Genomic DNA, 17,154 nt, shown 5'->3' with positions numbered 1-17,154 from the left:
TCGTGCGGTCTGCTCACCGGTTGGCCTGCCCCGTCGCCGCGGCGATGAGCACCTTGCCGGCCAGGCCGGCCAGCTTGCCGCCGTCGAGCACCGGCCTCAGGCCGCGTCCGACGATGTAGTCGTCGAACGCCTCTCGCGTGGTCCACCGCGGGGTGTACCCGAACTCGTTCTTCAGCTTCGTGATGTCGACGACCCGGCCGAAGTTCAGCAGCCGGACCTGGTCGGCGGAGAAGTCCACCACGCGCGCGCCGCGCAGGACCTTGCCGACCGACGGCACCACGCTCCGCGGCATCGGGAGCTCGACCCGGCCCGCTCGCCGGATCGCCTGTGACAGGGTGAGTACCCCCTCGGAACCGACGTTGAACACGCCGGGCCGGTCGGTCAGGGTCGCGCGTTCGAGCACGGACAGCGCGTCCGACGAGTGCAGCAGCTGGATCCGGGCGTCGTACCCGAAGACCGTCGGCACCACCGGCAGCGCGAAGTAGCGCGAAAGCACGGTGTCGGTGGACGGCCCGATGATGTTGGCGAAGCGGAACAGCGTCGTGGTGATGTCGGGGCGGCGGCGCACGAGGCCGCGCACGTAGCCCTCCATCTCGACGGCGTCCTTCGCGTACCCGCTGGTCGACGTCGGGATGAGCTCGGAGTCCTCGGTGAACACCGCCTGCGAGCGGGCGCCGGCGCCGTAGACCGCCGCCGTCGACTTCACCACCAGCTTGCGGACCAGGGGCGAGCGCTGGCACGCGGCGAGCAGCCGCATCGTGCCGATGACGTTGACTTCCTTGATCGCGGTGCGGCGGCCCGGCCCGGCCGGGTGCGCGGTGCAGGACGCGTGCACCACCGTGTCGACCTTGGCGGTGCTGATCACCTTGGCGATCAGCGGGTTCCGGATGTCCGCGCGGACGAACTCGGCGCGGCCCATGCGCTGCAGGACGGTCTTGTCCGGGGGAACCGTGTCGACACCGATGACCCGCTCGAAATCGGGGTTGTTGCCCAGCCGGGCGAGCAGTTTCCCGCCCAGTTCGCCGGCGACCCCGGTGACGAGCACGATGTTCGACGGCATGCGACTCCCTGCGGCCTGGGGCGTGGTGGTGGTGGACGATCACCCGAAGTGCGCGGGCCTGCACTCACTGGAAGCATCGCGCGGACACCCTTGAGATGTTACCGCTCTTCAGTGGTAGCTCCGGGGTGTCTTACGTGCTATTAACCGCAGTTCCCCCGGAAAGCGACGAAGGCCTCACTCGAACGGGGGGAACCGGCCCACCACATGGACGTGGCCCGTCCAGACACTGGACGGGCCACGGTCACGCTGGGGCAGGATTTACTTGCCGGCCTTACGACGCTGGACGCGCGTACGGCGAAGCAGCTTGCGGTGCTTCTTCTTCGACATGCGCTTGCGGCGCTTCTTGATCACAGAGCCCATGGGCGCTCCTTAGGTCGTCGTCGGTCACGCTGCCCGGCGCAGCGTCCAACGGGTGGAGCGCACAGGCACGAGCGGTTTTCCAGGTTACCCGCCACTCGGTGCGGGCCGGTCGGCGGGCACGTCGTAGGTGACGTGCCGCCGGCCGCGGCGTGGCTCAACCCACGTCGTAGTAAGCGCCCTGGAGGTACTCGTGCACTGCTTTTTCCGGCACCCGGAAGGACTTCCCGACCCTGACGGCGGGCAGCTCACCCGAGTGCACGAGACGGTAGACGGTCATCTTGGAGACCCGCATCAGCGTGGCCACCTCGGCGACCGTCAGGAACTGGACCTGCCCGACTGCCGGCAGATCCTCCTTCTTGTTCGGCGACATGTTTACCGCGTCCTTCGACACGTGTCGCGCCACGAGGCTTCCCCACCTGTGGTATCGACACGCACGTGCTCTATCGAGAGTAGCGGGACTGGTGGGACTAATGCGACGCCTGTCACCGAGATGGGCTCCTACCTGCGCTAACGCACAAGCACCCGCGCGTGCAAGCCCCGGCGAATCGCCCATTACGGCGAATCCGGACCCATCGTGCCCGGTTCGAAGGGCAGCCGGAGCGCCCGGACGGTGAACGAAACGGCGTGGTACCAGCCGCAGACCAGCAGCACGTCGAGCGCGCCGTCCTCGCCGGCGGCGTCGACCAGGCCGGCCCAGGTCGCGTCGGCGAGGTCGGCGGTCGCGTGCAGCTCGTCGACGGCGGCCAGCACCGCGCGGTCCGCCGCGTTCCAGCACCCGTCGGCCGGTCCGCCGCCGGCCAGCGACCGGACCTGCGCGGCGTCGAGACCGGCTTTCTCCGCGAAGTTCGCGATGTGCACGCCCCACTCGTAGCCGGCGCCGCACAACGCCGTCGTCCGGTCGATGACCAGCTCGCGCTGCCGGACGGTCAGCGCCGACTCCCGGGAGAAGTAGTACCGCCCCCAGCCGGCGACCCCCCTGGCCAGCGCCGGGCGGCGGGCCCACACGCGAAACAGCCCGATGGGCGGCCCGAGCTCCCGCACGACGTCCTCGACGCCGGCGTCGAAGGGCGGTTCGAGGGGAGCGATCCGCGGCTGCTTCGATTTCAGAGGCATGTCGGGCACGCTAACATCGGCGCTTCGGAAAGGAAAGCAGATGACCCCACTCCCGGGCCGCCCCGTCCGCGGCTCGACGACCGGGCGCCCGGTGATGGCGCTGCTCGACCTGCTCGGCCGGCGCTGGACGCTGCGCATCCTCTGGGAACTGCGCGACGGCGCGGAACCGACGTTCCGCGAGCTCCAGCAGCGCTGCGACGGGGTGTCGTCGAGTGTGCTGGCGACCCGGCTGCGCGAGCTGGCCGAGGCGGACCTGGCCGACCACGGCGGCGACGGCTACGCGCTCACCGAGCAGGGCCGTTCGCTGTTCGGGACGCTCGTCCGGCTCGACGCGTGGGCGGCGGACTGGCGGCCGCGTCAGCCTTCGTGAGCCTTGCCCAGCTCGACCGAGCGGTCCTTCGCGGCTTCGATGGCGGCCAGCAGCGCCGCGCGCACGCCGTGCTTCTCCAGCTCGCGGATGGCGTTGATGGTCGTGCCCGCGGGCGAGGTCACGGCCTCGCGCAGCAGCACCGGGTGCTCCTCGGACTCGGCGAGCATCTTCGCCGCGCCGACCGCCGACTGGATGATCAGCTGCCCGGCGAGCGCACGCGGCAGGCCCAGCAGGATCCCGGCGTCGATCATGGCCTCGACCAGGAAGAAGAAGTAGGCCGGCCCGGACCCCGACAACGCCGTGACGGCGTCCTGCTGGCCTTCGGGCACCTCGACGACCTGCCCGACGTGCGAGAGCAGGTCCCGCACCACGGCGAGGTGCTCCGCGGTCGCGTACCGGCCGGCGGAGATGGCGCTCATGGCCTCGTTGACCAGCATCGGCGTGTTGGGCATGACCCGCACGACCGGCACGCCGTCGGCGAGGCGCCGCTCGTACAGCGACGTCGGCAGCCCGGCGCACAGCGAGACGACGAGCGACGACGGCCCGAGCAGCGGCGCCAGCTCGTCGAGCACGGGGTCGATGTCCTGCGGCTTCACGGCGACGACCAGGATGTCGGCCTGCTTCGCCGCGTCTTCGACCTCGACACCGCGGATGCCGTAGCGGGTGGTGAGCTCTTCGACGCGCGCCGGGTACCGCTCGGTGAAGAGCAGGTCGCCCGGCTCGTGGCCGCCGTGCAGCAGCCCCGAGAGCAACGCCTCGCCGATCTTGCCCGCACCCAGCACCGCGATGACCGTCATGCGGTCAAGCGTGCCAAACGCGACGCGGCCCCTCGGTGCCGGGGCAAGCGGCCGGTCCCCGGCGCGGTCCGCAAGGTCTTGAATGACTCGTTCAGGACCTCCGACGACCTGAATGACTCATTCAAGACCCCGCCGCGCGCGTGTCCGAACGGCGACTCGCGGGTCAGCCGCCGGGGGCCGGGGCGAGGCCGAGCTGACGGGCCTGGCACACCAGCCGACCCTGGGAGTCCACCACCGTCGCGTCCGAGTCGAACCACGACTCGTGCACCGACCGGGACTCCACCACCACCCGCAGCCAGCCCGGGGCCGGCCGCGTGCGCAGCAGGGCCGTCAGCTGGACCGTCGGGGCCCAGCCGATGCGGCCCAGGTTCATCACCACCGGCGGGTTGACGTCCGACGCCAGCAGCGTGAAGTACGGGTCGACCAGGCTGTGCCGCGGCCGCACCCACAGCCGCATCCGGGGCGGCTCGCCCGTGCGGCCGGCCAGGTAGCCCGCGGTCGCCGGGTCCAGGCGGACCTCGCAGCCCTTGGCCAGGTTGAACGGGCCCTCCGTGCTCTCGGCCATCGCGAGCGCGCCGGGCGGGGGCTCGGCGGGCATCGCCGGGACGTCCGTCCACTCCGGGCGGCGCATCGGGAGCCGGCCGGTCGTCACCCTGGCCTCGACGCAGCTGCGGCCGCGCTGCTCCAGCCGGACCTCGACGACCGTCGCGCGGCGGCCGACCTTGCGGACGTCCGTGCGCAGCAGCACCGGGCCCAGGGCCGGCGCGTGCAGGAACTCCGCGCTGACGACCAGGGGCTCCGCGTGCGGCTCCCCGCGTTCGTGCAGCGCGGCGATCGCCGCCTTGGCCAGCAGGGCCAGCAGGAAACCCCCGTGCGGGTGCGAGCCGATGGCCCATTCCGCGCGCAGCACCGCGGTGAAGGTGCCGTCCCCCAGCGACCGCGCCGCACTCGCCGTGTCGAAGGACGCGGCGGTGCCGTCCGTTCCGCTCACGAACGCTCCGCGCCGATCGGGGAATCCGGGAAGGGGACGATCAACGCGGGCGACGGGTTCACGGTCCGAACTTTACGGGTTGCACCGGCGGAAATGGAGTCGGGAGTAGTCGTGTCCTGTCGGAACGTGCTCGTTCATTGCCCGAGGTGGAAACGCGCGAACAAAAGCGCCTCCGCCAGATCGCGCACCCGCTGGGCCGCGGTGACCGCGTGCCGCGTGTTGATCTCCAGCACGATCTGGCCGGCGAAACCGCTGCTGACCAGCTTCTCGAGGAGTTCGGCGCAAGGCTGGCCACCCCGTCCGGGTACCAGGTGTTCGTCCTTCGGGACGCCGGTGCCGTCCGCCAAGTGGACGTGCGTGAGCCCCTCACCCATCCGCTGCGCGAGCGCGAGCGCGTCCATTCCGGCTGCCGCTGTGTGGGACAGGTCGAGCGTGTAGTGCCGGAACCCGACGTCCGTGGGATCGATCGACGGCCGGAATGCCGACACGCGGGAAGTGCGCGAACCGCCGGGCGGACGCACCTTGAACATGTTTTCCACGGCGATTTCGACGCCGCTCGACTCTTCCAGCTCGTCGACGAGATCACCGAACGCGTCGCCGTAGCGGCGTTGCCAGCGGAACGGCGGGTGCACCACCACCGTGCGGGCCCCGAGTTCGAGCGCGGCGTCGACCGACATCCGCAGCCGGACTACCGGGTCCGGCGACCAGATCCGCTGCGTGATCAGCAGCGACGGCGAGTGGATCGACAGCACGGGCACCCCGGTGCGGCGCGACCAGCGCCGCAGCGCCGAGACGTCCTGGCTGACCGGGTCGGCCCAGACCATCACCTCGACGCCGTCGTAGCCGAGCTCGGCGGCCAGCTCGAAGGCCGCGCCGGCTTTGAGCGGCCACACCGACGCCGTGCTCAGGCCGACCGGCACCGGCTTCTCGTCTGTCACGCGCGCCATCCTGCCTCGTGACCGAGGGTGCGGGTCGGCGGCGCGCGCTGAAGGGGACTTTCGTCTCACCAGACGCGCTGAAGGGGACTTTCGTCGCGTCACATGCGAGGAAAGTCCCCTTCAGCTCACGTCAGCGGCCGACGAGGAGCAACGCGGCCGGGGACACCGTCACCACCAGGCCGACCAGCACGGCCAGCACGGTGGTCTGCAGGTCTTCGGCGCGGCGGATCTTCCGCACGATCCAGACCAGCGCGACGACGACCAGCAGCGCCGCGACCAGCGCGGCGGCCGGGATGTTCACCCACAGCCAGTTGAAGCCGAGCCAGACGGCCGCACCGCCGACCACGCCCATCGCCAGCTGGCCGGCCAGCGCGAGCCACGCCTTGCCCGGCGAAGCCGCGGCCGCGGGTTCCGCGGCGGGCTCGGGCACGTCGTCGTACTCGTCGTCTTCGTAGCCGTCGGCCTGCTCGTAGCCGTAGTCGTCCTGCTCGAAGTCCGGGCCGTCCGCCGGGTAGCCGTCGGCGAACTCGCGCTCGTACGGCTCGAGGTCGTCCGGGATCGGCGCGCGCGAGGCGCGGTCGCCGGGTGCGAACGGCATCGGCGGCGGGTACGCGCCGGTCGGCGGCCCCGCGTCGTAGGCGGCCTGGTAGCCGCTGCTTTCGGGGGCGAACCCTTCGGGCTCGAAGTCGTCCTCGGGGTAGCCGTCGCCGGGAGCGTCGGTGGGCACCGCGGGCATCACGCCGATCTCGGTGTCCTCCATCTGCTCCTTCTGCCGGCGCTTGCGCCAGTTCGCGAGGCCCGCGGGCGAGGAGGGCTCGTCGCCCTTCTTCGGCGGCCCGGGCGGCTCGTCGTCGGGCACCGCCGAGAACTGCTCGGTGTACGCCTCCTGCTGGGGCTGCGGACGGCGGGCCGGAGCGCGGCGCGGCCGGCCCGGCGCGGCGGGCGGCGTGGCGAAGGTGCCGCTGGCCATCGGGCCGGGCGGGACGTCGACATCGGCGTCCGGGGTGCCGTTGAGCCCGTCCAGCCGCGCCGACAGCGGGCCGCCGGCCGGCGGGGGCGTCGGGAGCTGCTGCGACGGCTGCGGCGGGGTGGGCAGCTGCTGGGACGGCTGCGGCGGGCCCGGCCGGCGCCGGACCGGCGGGACGGCCCCGCGGGTCTCTTCGGCGGCGGGCGGCGGGACCGGCAGCTGCTGCGACGGCGGCGGCTGGCGCCGGGGCGCGCGTGGCGGCACGGGCAGCTGCGCGGACTCCTGCGGCCGCGGCGCCGCGGGCGGGGCCGGCGGCTCTTGCGGAGCCGGACGCGTGAACTGGCCGGACTCCTGCGGGGGCCGGGCGAACTGGCCCGACTCCTGCGGCACCGGACGCTGGTACTGGCCGGACTCGGCACCACCGGGCGCGGGCCGCGCGGGGGGCGGCGGGACCGGCCGGGGCAGCGGCTGGGAGTCCTGCGGGACCGCCCGGGGCGCGGGCGGCGGCGGGGGTGGCGGTTCGGCGCGGCGGCGTCCGCCCGGCCGGCCGGGGGCCGGCGGTGGCGGGGCGCCCTCCGAGGCCACGCGGTCGATGATCGCCTGCGGCCCGGTGTCGCTCACGCCCGGGCGCCGGTGCGAGCCGGTCGCGCCCGGCGGGGCTTCGGGAGTGCCGGGTTCGTCGTCGTCATCGGCCGCGCGCCGGCGGCGGCGGCGTCCGCCGTCGACCTGGGCGCCGTGCTGGGCGAGCAGCTCAGCCACGGTCTTCTGCGGCTGGTCGCCTCCGGTCTGGTCCGTCATACCTGGTATTCCCCTGCGCGCTCCGGGTCCTCGGCACCTCGCGGGGAGGTACCCGACGGCATTCCGGCGGCGCAGCGCGCGCTGTACACCGACCTCTGCATGTCCGTCACCTCTCCACCGTGCCCGTTCTCCGTCCGGGAAGTCCAGCCGGGTGCTTTCACCGGTCCTCCTGTGCGGTCAAGCGCCCCGCGAGGGCGGCTCCAGTCTCATCCGCGCCGTTGGAATGGTCCAGCCGCCGCAGGATCACACCCTCTCGCAGAGCCCACGGGCAAATCTCGAGTTCCGGCACACCGAGCGCCCGCATCGCGGCCTGCGCGACGAGCGCGCCCGCCACCAGCTGGTGCGATCGGCTCGAGCTGACGCCCTCGAGGTGGGCCAGATCGGCCGAGGACATCCGCGAAATGAAGGCCAGGAGCTGGCGCAACGCGGTGTCCGTGAGCGTACGTCGCACGCGGGGGCCCGCCGCCGAGGGGGCCGCGCCGGTCAGCCGGGCGAGTGACCGGAAGGTCTTCGACGTCGCCACGACGCGGTCCGGTTCACCCCATTTGGTGACCTTCCGCGCGAGCTCGGTGAGCTGGTCGTCCAGCCACGCCGACGTCGCGACGAGCTCGGAGCGCGTCGGCGGGTCGTGCTTGAAGCGGGTGCGCGTGGTGCGCCCGGCCCCCAGCGGCAGCGATTCGGCCAGCACGGGTTCCTCGTCGCGGCCCATCGCGACCTCCAGCGAGCCGCCGCCGATGTCGAGCACGAGCAACTGCCCGGCGGACCAGCCGTACCACCGGCGGACGGCGAGGAACGTGTGCCGGGCCTCGTCGACCCCGGAGAGGACCTGCAGCTCGACGCCGGTCTTGTCGGCCACGCGGGCCAGCACCTTGGCGGAGTTCTTCGCTTCGCGGACCGCGGAAGTGGCGAAGGCCATCAGCTCTTCGCAGCCCAGCCGCGCGGCGGCGTCCTTGGCGGATTCGACGGCGGTCACCAGCTCGTCGGCCCCGGCCTTGGTGAGCTCCCCGCCGGGGGTGATCTGCTCGGCCAGCCGCAGCACGGACTTCTCGGAATGCATCGGCGTCGGGTGGGCGCCACGGTGGGCGTCGACCACGAGCAGGTGGACGGTGTTGGAACCGACGTCGAGTACCCCTAGGCGCACGGGGGTCCAGGGTACCGGCCCCGGGGCCAGGTCTCGAACTTGTAACCGAAAACACTCGGTGCGGCTTCGTCCCGGCGCGCCTCCCGCCGGGACGAACCCGCCCGAAAGGGACTTACGTCTCGAACTTGTAGCCCAGACCGCGAACCGTCACCAGGTGCCGCGGCGAACCCGGGTCCGGTTCGATCTTCGACCGCAGCCGCTTCACGTGGACGTCGAGCGTCTTCGTGTCGCCGACGTAGTCCGCGCCCCACACCCGGTCGATCAGCTGCCCGCGGGTCAGCACCCGGCCGACGTTGCGCAGCAGGTACTCCAGCAGGTCGAACTCCTTGAGCGGGAGCGAAACCTCGGCGCCGTCGACCGTCACCACGTGCCGCTCGACGTCCATCCGGACCGGGCCGGCCGAGAGCACCAGCGGGGCCAGCTCGCCGTCCGAGCCCGGCTCGCCGCCGCGGCGCAGCACCGCCCGCACCCGCGCGATCAGCTCGCGCGCCGAGTACGGCTTGGTGACGTAGTCGTCCGCGCCCAGTTCCAGGCCGACGACCTTGTCGATCTCGCTGTCGCGCGCGGTCACCATGATCACCGGCACGGCCGAGCGCTGGCGCAGCTGCTTGCAGACGTCGGTGCCGCTCATCCCGGGCAGCATCAGGTCGAGCAGCACGATGTCGGCGCCGTTGCGGTCGAACTCCTCCAGCGCGGCCTGGCCGGTGCCGGCGACGGCCGCGGTGAACCCTTCCTTGCGCAGCAGGAAGGCGAGGGGGTCGGCGAACGACTCCTCGTCCTCGACGATGAGAACCCTGGTCACAGGTTTCCTCCATGATCTGGGCTGTCCTGCCCGGTAACCACGAGCCTCGGGGTGCGCTCGGGGGTCTTCTCCTGCCGCGGTGCCGGCGAGGTCTTCGAGCCCTTGGCCGGCTCCGGGGCCGGTTCGGGGCGGACGTGCGCGGGGATGCGCAGGGTGAACGTCGAGCCGGTGCCCGGCCGGCTCCACAGCCCGACCGAGCCGCCGTGGTTGGCCGCGACGTGCTTGACGATCGCCAGGCCCAGCCCGGTGCCGCCGGTGGCGCGCGAGCGGGCCTTGTCGGCGCGGTAGAACCGCTCGAAGACCCGCTGCTGCTCCTCTTCGGCGATGCCGATGCCGCGGTCGGTGACGGCGATCTCGACCATCCCGTCGGCCAGCCGCCGGGAGATCGACACCGGGCTGCCGGCCGGCGAGTACGCGACCGCGTTCTCCAGCAGGTTCGACAGCGCGGTGACCAGCAGCGTCCGGTCGCCCTCGATGAGCAGGCCGCTGGGGGTGTCGGTGGTGATCCGGATGTCGGCCGACTCGGCCGAGAGCGTGGTGCGGCCGAGCGCCTCGCGGACGACCGCGTCGACCTCGACGACGTTGAGGTCGGGCAGCCGTTCGGCGCCCTGCAGCCGCGACAGCGCGATCAGCTCGGTGACGAGCTGGCCGAGCCGGGTGGACTCGCGGAGGATCTTGCCGCCGAAGCGGCGGACCTCTTCGACGTCCTCGGCGGCGTCGAGCACGGCCTCGGTGAGCAGCGCGATCGCGCCGACCGGGGTCTTGAGCTCGTGGCTGACGTTGGCGACGAAGTCGCGGCGCACGGCCTCCAGGCGGATGGCCTCGGAGTGGTCGACGGCCTCGACGACCGTGAAGCCGTCGCCGAGCGGCCGGACCTGGCCGAGCACCGCTTCCGGCTGGCGGCCGCGCGCTTCCAGCGGCGAAAGGTCGATCTCCACCGGCTCGTCGGTCTCGGCGACCTGCTCAGCGGCCACGCGGGCCCGCGGGTCGGCCTGGTTGACCTTCACCAGGCCCAGCTCGTACGCGCGCGGGTTGTGCAGCACCATGTCGCCGAACCGGTTGAGCACGACGACGCCGTTGTGGGACGACCGGACCAGCCGTTCGAGGAGCTCGGCTACGGTCGGGCCCGGCGGCCGGGCCTCTTCGCGGCGGGTTCGCGCCCGCGCGACGAGGTAACCGACCACCGCACCGGCCACCAGGGCTCCGATGGCCAGTGCGAGTGAAACAGGCGTGGTCACGGGCCGATCGTAAGCTGAGAAGTGGCCCTTCGGCCTAGCGTTGTCCGCCTTGTCGTGAGCACCGCGACACCTGCGGAGGACATGTTCGCCGGGGCTTCAGGCGGCGTTCACCCGATCGATTCCCCGGCGAGACATACCGGGTGAATTCACCCGTTCCCGTCGAGGGTCTTCAGATCGTCCTCGGTGAGCTCCAGCGCGGCCGCCGCGACGTTCTGCTCGAGGTGCGCGACGTCGCCGGTGCCGGGGATGGCGAGCACGTGCGGGCCCTGGTGCAGGGTCCACGCGAGCCGCACCTGCGCCGGGGTGGCGTCGTGCCGGCGCGCGACCTCGGCGACCCGCCGGTCCTCCCCCTGCCCGCTGGCGACGGCGAAGAACGGCACGAAGGCGATCCCGCGCTCGGCGCACATCCGGACGATCTCGTCGTCCTCCCGGCGGGCGGTGAGGCCGTACTGGTTCTGGACGCAGACGACCGGCGCGATCTCGAGGGCCTCGGTGAGGTGCGCCGCCCCGACGTTGGAGATGCCCAGTTCGCGGATCAGACCCTCCTGCCGCAGCTCGGCGAGCGCGCCGAACCCGTCGGCGAGGGAGCCCTCCCCGCGGTCGAGGCCCTCGCCGATCCGGTAGTTGGCGACGTCGAGGTGGTCGAGGCCCAGCTCGCGGAGGTTCTCTTCGACCTGGGCGCGCAGCTGGTCCGGCCGCGCGGTGTAGAACGCGCCGGTGAAGTCGCGGCCCGGGCCGACCTTGGTGGTGATCGTGAGGCCGTCGTAGGGCGCGAGGGCGCGGTTGATCAGCTCGTTCGCCGAGCGCGGGCCGGCGAAGTAGAAGACAGCGGTGTCAATGTGGTTGACGCCGAGCTCGACGGCGCGCCGCAGCACGGCGATCGACGTCTCGCGGGCGCGGATGCCACCGTCCGAAGTGGACATCAGGCGCATCGCGCCGAAGCCGAGCCGGTTGACTTCGAAGGAGCCGAGCTGCCAGGTGCCCGCCGCGGCGGCCGGGGTGGTGGTGTTCGTGGTCATGGCTCCAGCCTTCCGGCGCGGTGCGCGTGACCACCGGGTTTGGCAGTTTGCTGCCACACTGGAATGCGTGGAGAAAGTGACGGATGTCGTCGTGGTGCGGGGCGAGGCCGAACTGTTCGAGCGGACGGCGCACCTCTTCGCGACCGCGACCGAGATCTCGTGCGCGGCCCGCGACCTGCACACGTGGTCGGTGGCGCACCCGACGGCGGCCGAGCGCGAGCAGTCGGTGCGGGCGATGAACGTGCGCAAGATGTACCTGCCCGGCGTGCTGTTCGACCCGGCGCTGGCGGAGCACCTGCGGTTCATGGCCACGCACGGCGCGCGCATCCGGATCACCGAGCGCGAGGTCAACGAGACGATCCTGCTGGACCGCCGGATCGCGATCGTGGCGGGCGACGACGTCGGCGGTGTCCGCAGCTACACCGTCGTCAGCAGCCCGGAGCTGGTCCAGGGCATCCAGTCGCTGTTCGAAGCAGCCTGGGCCGGCGCCACCGACCTCGCGTCCTACCAGGCCCGGTTCACCGAGCTGGGCGCGCGCGAAATCCTCGAGCAGCTCGCGTCCGGCTGCAAGGACGAGACGGCGGCCCGCGCGCTGGGCGTCGGCCTGCGGACCTACCGGCGGCGGGTGGCGGAGCTGATGGAGCTCCTCGGCGCGTCCTCGCGGTTCCAGGCCGGGGCACGGGCTCGCGAAGCCGGACTCCTGTGAAGCGGTTGCTCCTCGCGCTCGTCCTGACGACTTCGGCGTGCTCGTCGGCGATCTCCGGCACCGCGACGCCGCTGACGGGCAACCTCGCGGTGGTCAACGCGCCCGGCACGGCCACCGCGCTCGCCGCCGTGAAGACCGCGGCCGAAGCGGTGTTCAGCTACGACTCGGCGAACCCGGCGGCGTTCGACCAGGCCGTCGCCGCGAACGTGACCGGGGCGGCGAAGGCCCAGCTCACGGCGTTGTTCGAGCAGGTCAAGAAGAGCCCGCAGCCGGTGCGCCTGACCACGACCGTGGCGCGGGCCGCGGCGCTGGAGCTGTCCGGCGGGAAGGTCCGCGAACTGGCGGTGCTGGAGCAGGTCAGCGGCACTACGAAGGGCCTGGCGACGGTGGCGTTCACCGCGCTCGAGGAGAGCGGGCGCTGGCGGCTCTCGGACATCGCGGTGAACCCGGCGCAGCCGTCCCCCGCACCGCACCCGGTCGACGGCAGCCTGCCGGGCCTGCGCGACTCGGCGCTGGCCGGGGCGCGTGGGGCCGCGGGCGCGCTGTTCACGACCGACAGCGGCGACCCGGAAGGCAGCTACACGCGAGCCGAAGCAGTCGCGGCCGAGCCGTTGCTGAGCGACTACCGCGCGAAGAAGGCCACCTACGTCGACGCGATCCGGCGAAGCGGCACGAAGGTGGCGCTCGGCCCGGACCCGGTGGCCGGGGTCACGGTGCTGACCGGCGGCCGCGCGACCGTGTTGTTCTTCACCACGCTCAAGGTGACCGCGGCCACCGGCACCACCGACCGCCCGTTCACCACCGAGCTGGACCTGGTTCGCGAAGGCCCCACCTGGAAGGCGACCGCCGTCCGCCCGATCACCGCCGCCTGAAAGCCGTGAAGGCCGCCTTGAGTGCCTCAAGGCGGCCTTCACGAACTCGGGTCAGCGGCCCTGGTTGGCGACCGCGGCAGCGGCTTCCTTGGCAGCCTCGGGGTCGAGGTACTCGCCGCCCGGCTTCAGCGGCTTGAGGTCGTCGCCGAGGTCGTAGCGCAGCGGGATGCCGGTGGGGATGTTCAGGCCGGCGATGTCGGCGTCGGAGATCCCGTCGAGGTGCTTGACGAGCGCGCGCAGCGAGTTGCCGTGCGCGGCGACCAGCACGGTCTTGCCCGCGCGCAGGTCCGGCACGATCGCGGACTCCCAGTACGGCAGCAGCCGCTCGACGACGTCCTTGAGGCACTCGGTCAGCGGCGCGTCGTCGCCGAGGTTCGCGTACCGGGCGTCGCCGGCCTGGCTCCACTCGTCCTTCGGGTCGATCGCGGGCGGCGGGGTGTCGTAGGAGCGGCGCCAGAGCATGAACTGCTCCTCGCCGAACTCCGCGAGGGTCTGCTTCTTGTCCTTGCCCTGCAGCGCGCCGTAGTGGCGCTCGTTGAGCCGCCAGTCGCGCTTGACCGGGATCCAGTGCCGGTCGGCGGCGTCCAGCGCGATGTTCGCGGTGGCGATCGCGCGGCGCAGCAGCGAGGTGTGCACCACGTCCGGCAGCAGGCCGGCGTCGGCCAGCAGCTGCCCGCCCTGGCGGGCTTCGCCTTCACCCTGCTCCGAAAGCGGCACGTCCACCCAGCCGGTGAACAGGTTTTCCGCGTTCCACGTGCTCTGCCCGTGGCGGAGCAGCACCAACGTCCCGAGTTCAGCCATGCTGTCAGCCTGCCAGAACCGGTCCGTGATTCCACCAGTGACCTCGACCTACACAGAGTGTGTTACTTCGGAGTAACACCTCACTCTTCGACAAGTCCAAGTGCCAACAGCGCGCAAAATCCGGGCAACAAACTGCACACCGTTATCGCTCACCGGTAAATTCACTCGAACGGACTAGTGAGTAGTCTTGTGATTACACGTCGAGATCTGACAGGTTGACTACGTCCCGAGCGGCCGGATTCCACGCACTCCCCGGCCGGTATCGGGCTTTGACCGCGGCTCGTCTCCCCCCTGCCGAGCCGCGGCCCGCCGGCCCCGTTGGCACCCCCCTCGTCACCGGGTCCTGATCGGCGGGAACTTCAGCGGGGCGGCTCGAGATCGCGACTCCCCCCTCCCTCGAGCCGTCCCGCCTGCCCGCTTCACACCTCGGTCGGCTCCGGCCGGGCCGCTCGGCGGCGCCGGTTCAGCCACCAGCCCGCCCATGCCAGCGGGCCCACGACCAGCAGGAACGGCGCGATCGCGCCCAGCACCGTCAGCACGCCCCCGCCGAACGCCAAGAACGCGTCCCAGCCGCCGGCCAGTCCGCCGAGGAAGCCGCTGTGGTCCTCCGCGGGCGGCGGGGGCGCCGCCACGCTGCGGATGCTCATCGCCACCGTCGCCATCGCGACGCTGCCCGCGAGCGAATTCCGCTGCTGCTCCAGCGATTCGAGCGCCGACTCGCGGCTGGTCAGCTCGCTTTCGACCGAAGCGATCTCCGACACCGAAGTCGCCCTCGCGAGCAGCGCGCGGATCCGCTCCACCGAGGCTCGCTGCGTCTGCAGCCGCGCGTCGACGTCGACGACCTGCTCGGTCACGTCCTGGGTGTTCAGCTCGCGCTTCACCAGGCTCGTGCCCAGGTGCGAGAGCTGGTCGAGCGCGCCGTCGAGCTTGTCCGCCGGCACCGCGAGGCTGAGCGTCGCGTAGTCCTCGCCCGTGCTCTCCTGCCCGGTGTAGCCGCCCGCACCCTGCGCGATCCCGCGGGCCTGCGCGACGACGTCGACGACCTTGGTCGCGGTCAGCTCCAGCCGCGCGCTGCGGGACAGCTTCCGGTCGGTGGCGCCGGCCTGCGGCGGGGTCACCTTCGACTCCGGCTTGCCGGCCGTCCCCTGCTTCGGCACGGCGGGCGCAACCCCGGCACTGTCCGCCGTGGACGATGCGCCGTTCTCCCCCGCCGAGCAGCCGGCCAGCGCCAGCGCCGCCGCCGTGATCGCGAGCGCCGCTCTCCATCGAGTCCGCATCCTGCTTCTCCCTCCAGTTTCGACTGGCGGTGAGACGGATGTCCGGTTCAGGGCCGTTGCACGGCTTGGGTCACGACTCGGTCAAGCCCGGTTCGTGCGGCCGCTCGGGGGCGACGAGGTGCTTGAACGCCTGGAGGTTGGCCAGCGACTCGCCGCGGGAGACGCGCCAGTCCCACTCGCGCTTGATCGACGTCGCGAAGCCGATCTCCAGCAGCGTGTTGAAGTCGCCGTCGGCGGCTTCGAGGACCTGGCCGAGCACCTTGTCGAGCTCGTCGGCCGACATCGTTTCCTTGCCGAACCGGCCGACCAGGTAGATGTCCCCGAGACTGTCCACTGTGTAGTGGACGCCGTACAGCTTCGCGTTGCGCTGCAACAGGAACCGGTAAACGTCCTCATGGGACTCGTCGGGACGGCGGCAGACGAAGGCCTCCACCGAAAACGCGTGGTCGCCGTCGACCAGCCACGCGTTCGTCTGCAGCTTCTTCGTCCCCGGCAGGGTGACGAAGTACTTGCCGGGACCGCGTTTGTCGTACTTGAGCTCGGCCGAGTCCAAAGTAGACTGGATCAGCTGGTCCAGGCTCACACCGCCACCTCCGCGCGCAGTTCCAGCGCCTGCCGGAACGCGCTGGTGGCCTGAGCATAGATGTCGAGCAGCGCGTCCGTGGTGCGGCGCCAGGAGAACCGCCGCGCGTGCACGACGGCGTTGGCACCGAGTTCGGCGCGCCGGTCCGGGCGCAGCGCGACCGCGGCCAGCGCGTCCGCCCACTCGTCCGCGCCGTGCCCCGGCACCAGCAGACCGGACACGCCGTGCGGCACCGCCACCGGAAGCCCGCCGACCTCGGCCGCGACCACCGGCGTCCCGCAGGCCTGCGCCTCCAGCGCGACCAGGCCGAACGACTCGTTGTAGCTGGGCACCGCGACGACGTCGGCGGCGCGGAAGACCCGGGCCAGCGCCTCGCCCGGCTGCGGCGGCAGGAACCGCACCTGCGCCTCGATGCCCAGCGAAGCCGCCAGTTCGCGCAGCGCCTGCGGCTGCTCCAGCCCACTCCCGGACGGCCCGCCGACGACGAGCACGACCAGCCGCGAAGCCAGCTCCGGACGGCGCCGCAGCATCGCGGCCGCGGCGTGCAGCAGCACGTCCGGCGCCTTCAGCGGCTGGATGCGGCCGGCGAAAGCGAGCACGACGTCGTCGTCGGCCAGGCCGAGGACGACGCGGGCCGCGTGCCGGGACCCCGGCGTGAAGCGTTCGAGGTCGACGCCCGGCGGCACGGCGTGCACCGCGTGCGGCTCGGCGTCGTAGAGGTCGATGAGCTGGCGCGCCTCGACGGCGGTGTTGGCCACCAGCCGGTCGGCCTCGGCGACCACCTGCTCCTCGCCGATCACGCGGGTGCGCGGCTCGGGCTTGTCGCCATCGGCGAGCGCGGCGTTCTTCACCTTCGCCAGCGTGTGCGCGGTGTGCACCAGCGGCACGGACCAGCGGTCGCGGGCGAGCCAGCCGACCTGGCCGGAGAGCCAGTAGTGCGAGTGGATGAGGTCGTAGTGGCCGGGCTCGTGGAAGGCCTCGGTCCGCAGCACGCCGGAGGTGAACGCGCAGAGCTGCGCCGGCAGCTCGTCGCGGCCCAGCGGCTCGAACGGCCCGGCCTGCACGTGCCGCACGGTCACCCCGGGCGCCAGCTCGGCCACCGGCGGCTGGTCGGACGACGTCGCGCGGGTGAAGACCTCGACCTCGACGCCGCGGCGGGCCATCTCGATCGCGGTCTGGCTGACGTAGACGTTCATCCCGCCGGCGTCGCCGGTACCCGGCTGCTCGAGCGGCGAAGTGTGGACGGACAGCACCGCGATCCGGCGCGGCGCAGCCCGGAACCCCCGGATGGAGCTGGTCACCTGGTCACGTCTCCTGCGTA

At 72.3% G+C, this 17,154-nt stretch carries 19 protein-coding genes; 3 read left to right on the top strand and 16 right to left on the bottom strand.

Going from position 1 to position 17,154, the window contains the following annotated elements:
• Positions 1-13: 13 nt before the first annotated feature.
• From AB5J73_RS14765 to AB5J73_RS14750, 4 genes are all read right to left on the bottom strand, one after another.
• The gene (locus AB5J73_RS14765; protein ID WP_370970280.1) at positions 14-1,060 is read right to left on the bottom strand and encodes an NAD-dependent epimerase/dehydratase family protein; all 1,047 of its coding nucleotides are present in this window, start codon (positions 1,058-1,060) and stop codon (positions 14-16) included.
• Between the two features lie 258 nt (positions 1,061-1,318).
• Positions 1,319-1,420, bottom strand: a complete 102-nt coding sequence (locus tag AB5J73_RS14760; protein ID WP_007030867.1) for a 30S ribosomal protein bS22 — start codon at positions 1,418-1,420, stop codon at positions 1,319-1,321.
• 154 nt (positions 1,421-1,574) lie between these two features.
• Positions 1,575-1,790, bottom strand: a complete 216-nt coding sequence (locus AB5J73_RS14755) for a helix-turn-helix domain-containing protein (protein ID WP_013222402.1) — start codon at positions 1,788-1,790, stop codon at positions 1,575-1,577.
• Positions 1,791-1,972: 182 nt separating this feature from the next.
• Positions 1,973-2,533: a carboxymuconolactone decarboxylase family protein gene (locus AB5J73_RS14750; RefSeq protein ID WP_370970279.1), complete on the bottom strand. Its 561-nt coding sequence runs from the start codon at positions 2,531-2,533 to the stop codon at positions 1,973-1,975.
• A gap of 40 nt (positions 2,534-2,573) precedes the next feature.
• Between AB5J73_RS14750 and AB5J73_RS14745 the strand changes: the two genes are divergently transcribed.
• Positions 2,574-2,903, top strand: a complete 330-nt coding sequence (locus tag AB5J73_RS14745) for a winged helix-turn-helix transcriptional regulator (RefSeq protein WP_370970278.1) — start codon at positions 2,574-2,576, stop codon at positions 2,901-2,903.
• Here AB5J73_RS14745 and proC read toward each other — a convergent pair.
• The 8 genes from proC to AB5J73_RS14705 all read right to left on the bottom strand — a co-directional run bounded on the left by proC (position 2,891) and on the right by AB5J73_RS14705 (position 11,594).
• Positions 2,891-3,700 (bottom strand): pyrroline-5-carboxylate reductase, encoded by an 810-nt coding sequence (gene proC, locus AB5J73_RS14740; protein ID WP_370970277.1) that lies wholly within the window; start codon positions 3,698-3,700, stop codon positions 2,891-2,893. The two genes, AB5J73_RS14745 and proC, sit on opposite strands and share 13 nt — an antisense overlap.
• A 163-nt stretch (positions 3,701-3,863) precedes the next feature.
• Positions 3,864-4,691, bottom strand: a complete 828-nt coding sequence (locus AB5J73_RS14735; RefSeq protein WP_086863650.1) for a thioesterase family protein — start codon at positions 4,689-4,691, stop codon at positions 3,864-3,866.
• Positions 4,692-4,825: 134 nt separating this feature from the next.
• Positions 4,826-5,638 (bottom strand): sugar phosphate isomerase/epimerase family protein, encoded by an 813-nt coding sequence (locus AB5J73_RS14730; RefSeq protein ID WP_370970276.1) that lies wholly within the window; start codon positions 5,636-5,638, stop codon positions 4,826-4,828.
• 121 nt (positions 5,639-5,759) lie between these two features.
• Positions 5,760-7,394 (bottom strand): hypothetical protein, encoded by a 1,635-nt coding sequence (locus AB5J73_RS14725; protein WP_370970275.1) that lies wholly within the window; start codon positions 7,392-7,394, stop codon positions 5,760-5,762.
• 157 nt (positions 7,395-7,551) lie between these two features.
• Positions 7,552-8,535 carry a Ppx/GppA phosphatase family protein gene (locus AB5J73_RS14720; RefSeq protein WP_370970274.1) on the bottom strand — a complete coding sequence of 328 codons (984 nt, stop codon included), beginning with the start codon at positions 8,533-8,535 and terminating at the stop codon, positions 7,552-7,554.
• A gap of 112 nt (positions 8,536-8,647) precedes the next feature.
• On the bottom strand, positions 8,648-9,337 hold the full coding sequence (locus AB5J73_RS14715) for a response regulator transcription factor (protein WP_091303839.1): 690 nt from the start codon (positions 9,335-9,337) through the stop codon (positions 8,648-8,650).
• A complete protein-coding gene (locus AB5J73_RS14710) occupies positions 9,334-10,575 on the bottom strand; it encodes a sensor histidine kinase (RefSeq protein ID WP_370970273.1) in 1,242 nt (413 codons plus the stop codon). Before AB5J73_RS14710 ends, AB5J73_RS14715 begins: the two co-directional genes overlap by 4 nt.
• A gap of 146 nt (positions 10,576-10,721) precedes the next feature.
• Entirely contained in the window at positions 10,722-11,594 is an 873-nt protein-coding gene (locus AB5J73_RS14705) for an oxidoreductase (protein ID WP_370970272.1), read from the bottom strand.
• Between the two features lie 67 nt (positions 11,595-11,661).
• On the opposite strand from AB5J73_RS14705, the gene AB5J73_RS14700 reads away from it, so the two are divergent.
• Together AB5J73_RS14700 and AB5J73_RS14695 are read left to right on the top strand one after the other, a co-directional pair.
• A complete protein-coding gene (locus AB5J73_RS14700; protein ID WP_370970271.1) occupies positions 11,662-12,300 on the top strand; it encodes a DNA-binding response regulator in 639 nt (212 codons plus the stop codon).
• Complete coding sequence (locus AB5J73_RS14695) at positions 12,297-13,172, top strand: hypothetical protein (RefSeq protein ID WP_370970270.1); 876 nt, start codon at positions 12,297-12,299, stop codon at positions 13,170-13,172. Before AB5J73_RS14700 ends, AB5J73_RS14695 begins: the two co-directional genes overlap by 4 nt.
• A gap of 51 nt (positions 13,173-13,223) precedes the next feature.
• On the opposite strand, the gene AB5J73_RS14690 is transcribed toward AB5J73_RS14695, so the two are convergent.
• The 4 genes from AB5J73_RS14690 to mshA form a co-directional block, all read right to left on the bottom strand.
• Positions 13,224-13,973, bottom strand: a complete 750-nt coding sequence (locus AB5J73_RS14690) for a phosphoglyceromutase (RefSeq protein ID WP_370970269.1) — start codon at positions 13,971-13,973, stop codon at positions 13,224-13,226.
• A 419-nt stretch (positions 13,974-14,392) separates the two neighbouring features.
• Positions 14,393-15,250 (bottom strand): DUF4349 domain-containing protein, encoded by an 858-nt coding sequence (locus tag AB5J73_RS14685; protein WP_370970268.1) that lies wholly within the window; start codon positions 15,248-15,250, stop codon positions 14,393-14,395.
• Between the two features lie 70 nt (positions 15,251-15,320).
• Positions 15,321-15,833 (bottom strand): YbjN domain-containing protein, encoded by a 513-nt coding sequence (locus AB5J73_RS14680; protein WP_086858975.1) that lies wholly within the window; start codon positions 15,831-15,833, stop codon positions 15,321-15,323.
• The gene (gene mshA, locus AB5J73_RS14675; protein WP_370970267.1) at positions 15,830-17,134 is read right to left on the bottom strand and encodes a D-inositol-3-phosphate glycosyltransferase; all 1,305 of its coding nucleotides are present in this window, start codon (positions 17,132-17,134) and stop codon (positions 15,830-15,832) included. Before mshA ends, AB5J73_RS14680 begins: the two co-directional genes overlap by 4 nt.
• Positions 17,135-17,154 lie beyond the last annotated feature (20 nt).

Origin of the sequence: Amycolatopsis sp. cg9 (assembly GCF_041346945.1) — a bacterium.
In the GTDB taxonomy this organism is placed as follows: Bacteria; Actinomycetota; Actinomycetes; order Mycobacteriales; family Pseudonocardiaceae; genus Amycolatopsis.
The sequence above is the reverse complement of the archived record's forward strand: the minus strand, read 5'-3'. Positions and strand labels throughout refer to the sequence as shown.

Bases quoted from the DNA above. Each gene is read 5' to 3' on its own strand.
- AB5J73_RS14765 (WP_370970280.1), bottom strand. From the start codon at position 1,060: ATGCCGTCGAACATCGTGCTCGTCACCGGGGTCGCCGGCGAACTGGGC.
- AB5J73_RS14760 (WP_007030867.1), bottom strand. From the start codon at position 1,420: ATGGGCTCTGTGATCAAGAAGCGCCGCAAGCGCATGTCGAAGAAGAAG.
- AB5J73_RS14755 (WP_013222402.1), bottom strand. From the start codon at position 1,790: ATGTCGCCGAACAAGAAGGAGGATCTGCCGGCAGTCGGGCAGGTCCAG.
- AB5J73_RS14750 (WP_370970279.1), bottom strand. From the start codon at position 2,533: ATGCCTCTGAAATCGAAGCAGCCGCGGATCGCTCCCCTCGAACCGCCC.
- AB5J73_RS14745 (WP_370970278.1), top strand. From the start codon at position 2,574: ATGACCCCACTCCCGGGCCGCCCCGTCCGCGGCTCGACGACCGGGCGC.
- proC (WP_370970277.1), bottom strand. From the start codon at position 3,700: ATGACGGTCATCGCGGTGCTGGGTGCGGGCAAGATCGGCGAGGCGTTG.
- AB5J73_RS14730 (WP_370970276.1), bottom strand. From the start codon at position 5,638: ATGGCGCGCGTGACAGACGAGAAGCCGGTGCCGGTCGGCCTGAGCACG.
- AB5J73_RS14725 (WP_370970275.1), bottom strand. From the start codon at position 7,394: ATGACGGACCAGACCGGAGGCGACCAGCCGCAGAAGACCGTGGCTGAG.
- AB5J73_RS14705 (WP_370970272.1), bottom strand. From the start codon at position 11,594: ATGACCACGAACACCACCACCCCGGCCGCCGCGGCGGGCACCTGGCAG.
- AB5J73_RS14690 (WP_370970269.1), bottom strand. From the start codon at position 13,973: ATGGCTGAACTCGGGACGTTGGTGCTGCTCCGCCACGGGCAGAGCACG.
- AB5J73_RS14685 (WP_370970268.1), bottom strand. From the start codon at position 15,250: ATGCGGACTCGATGGAGAGCGGCGCTCGCGATCACGGCGGCGGCGCTG.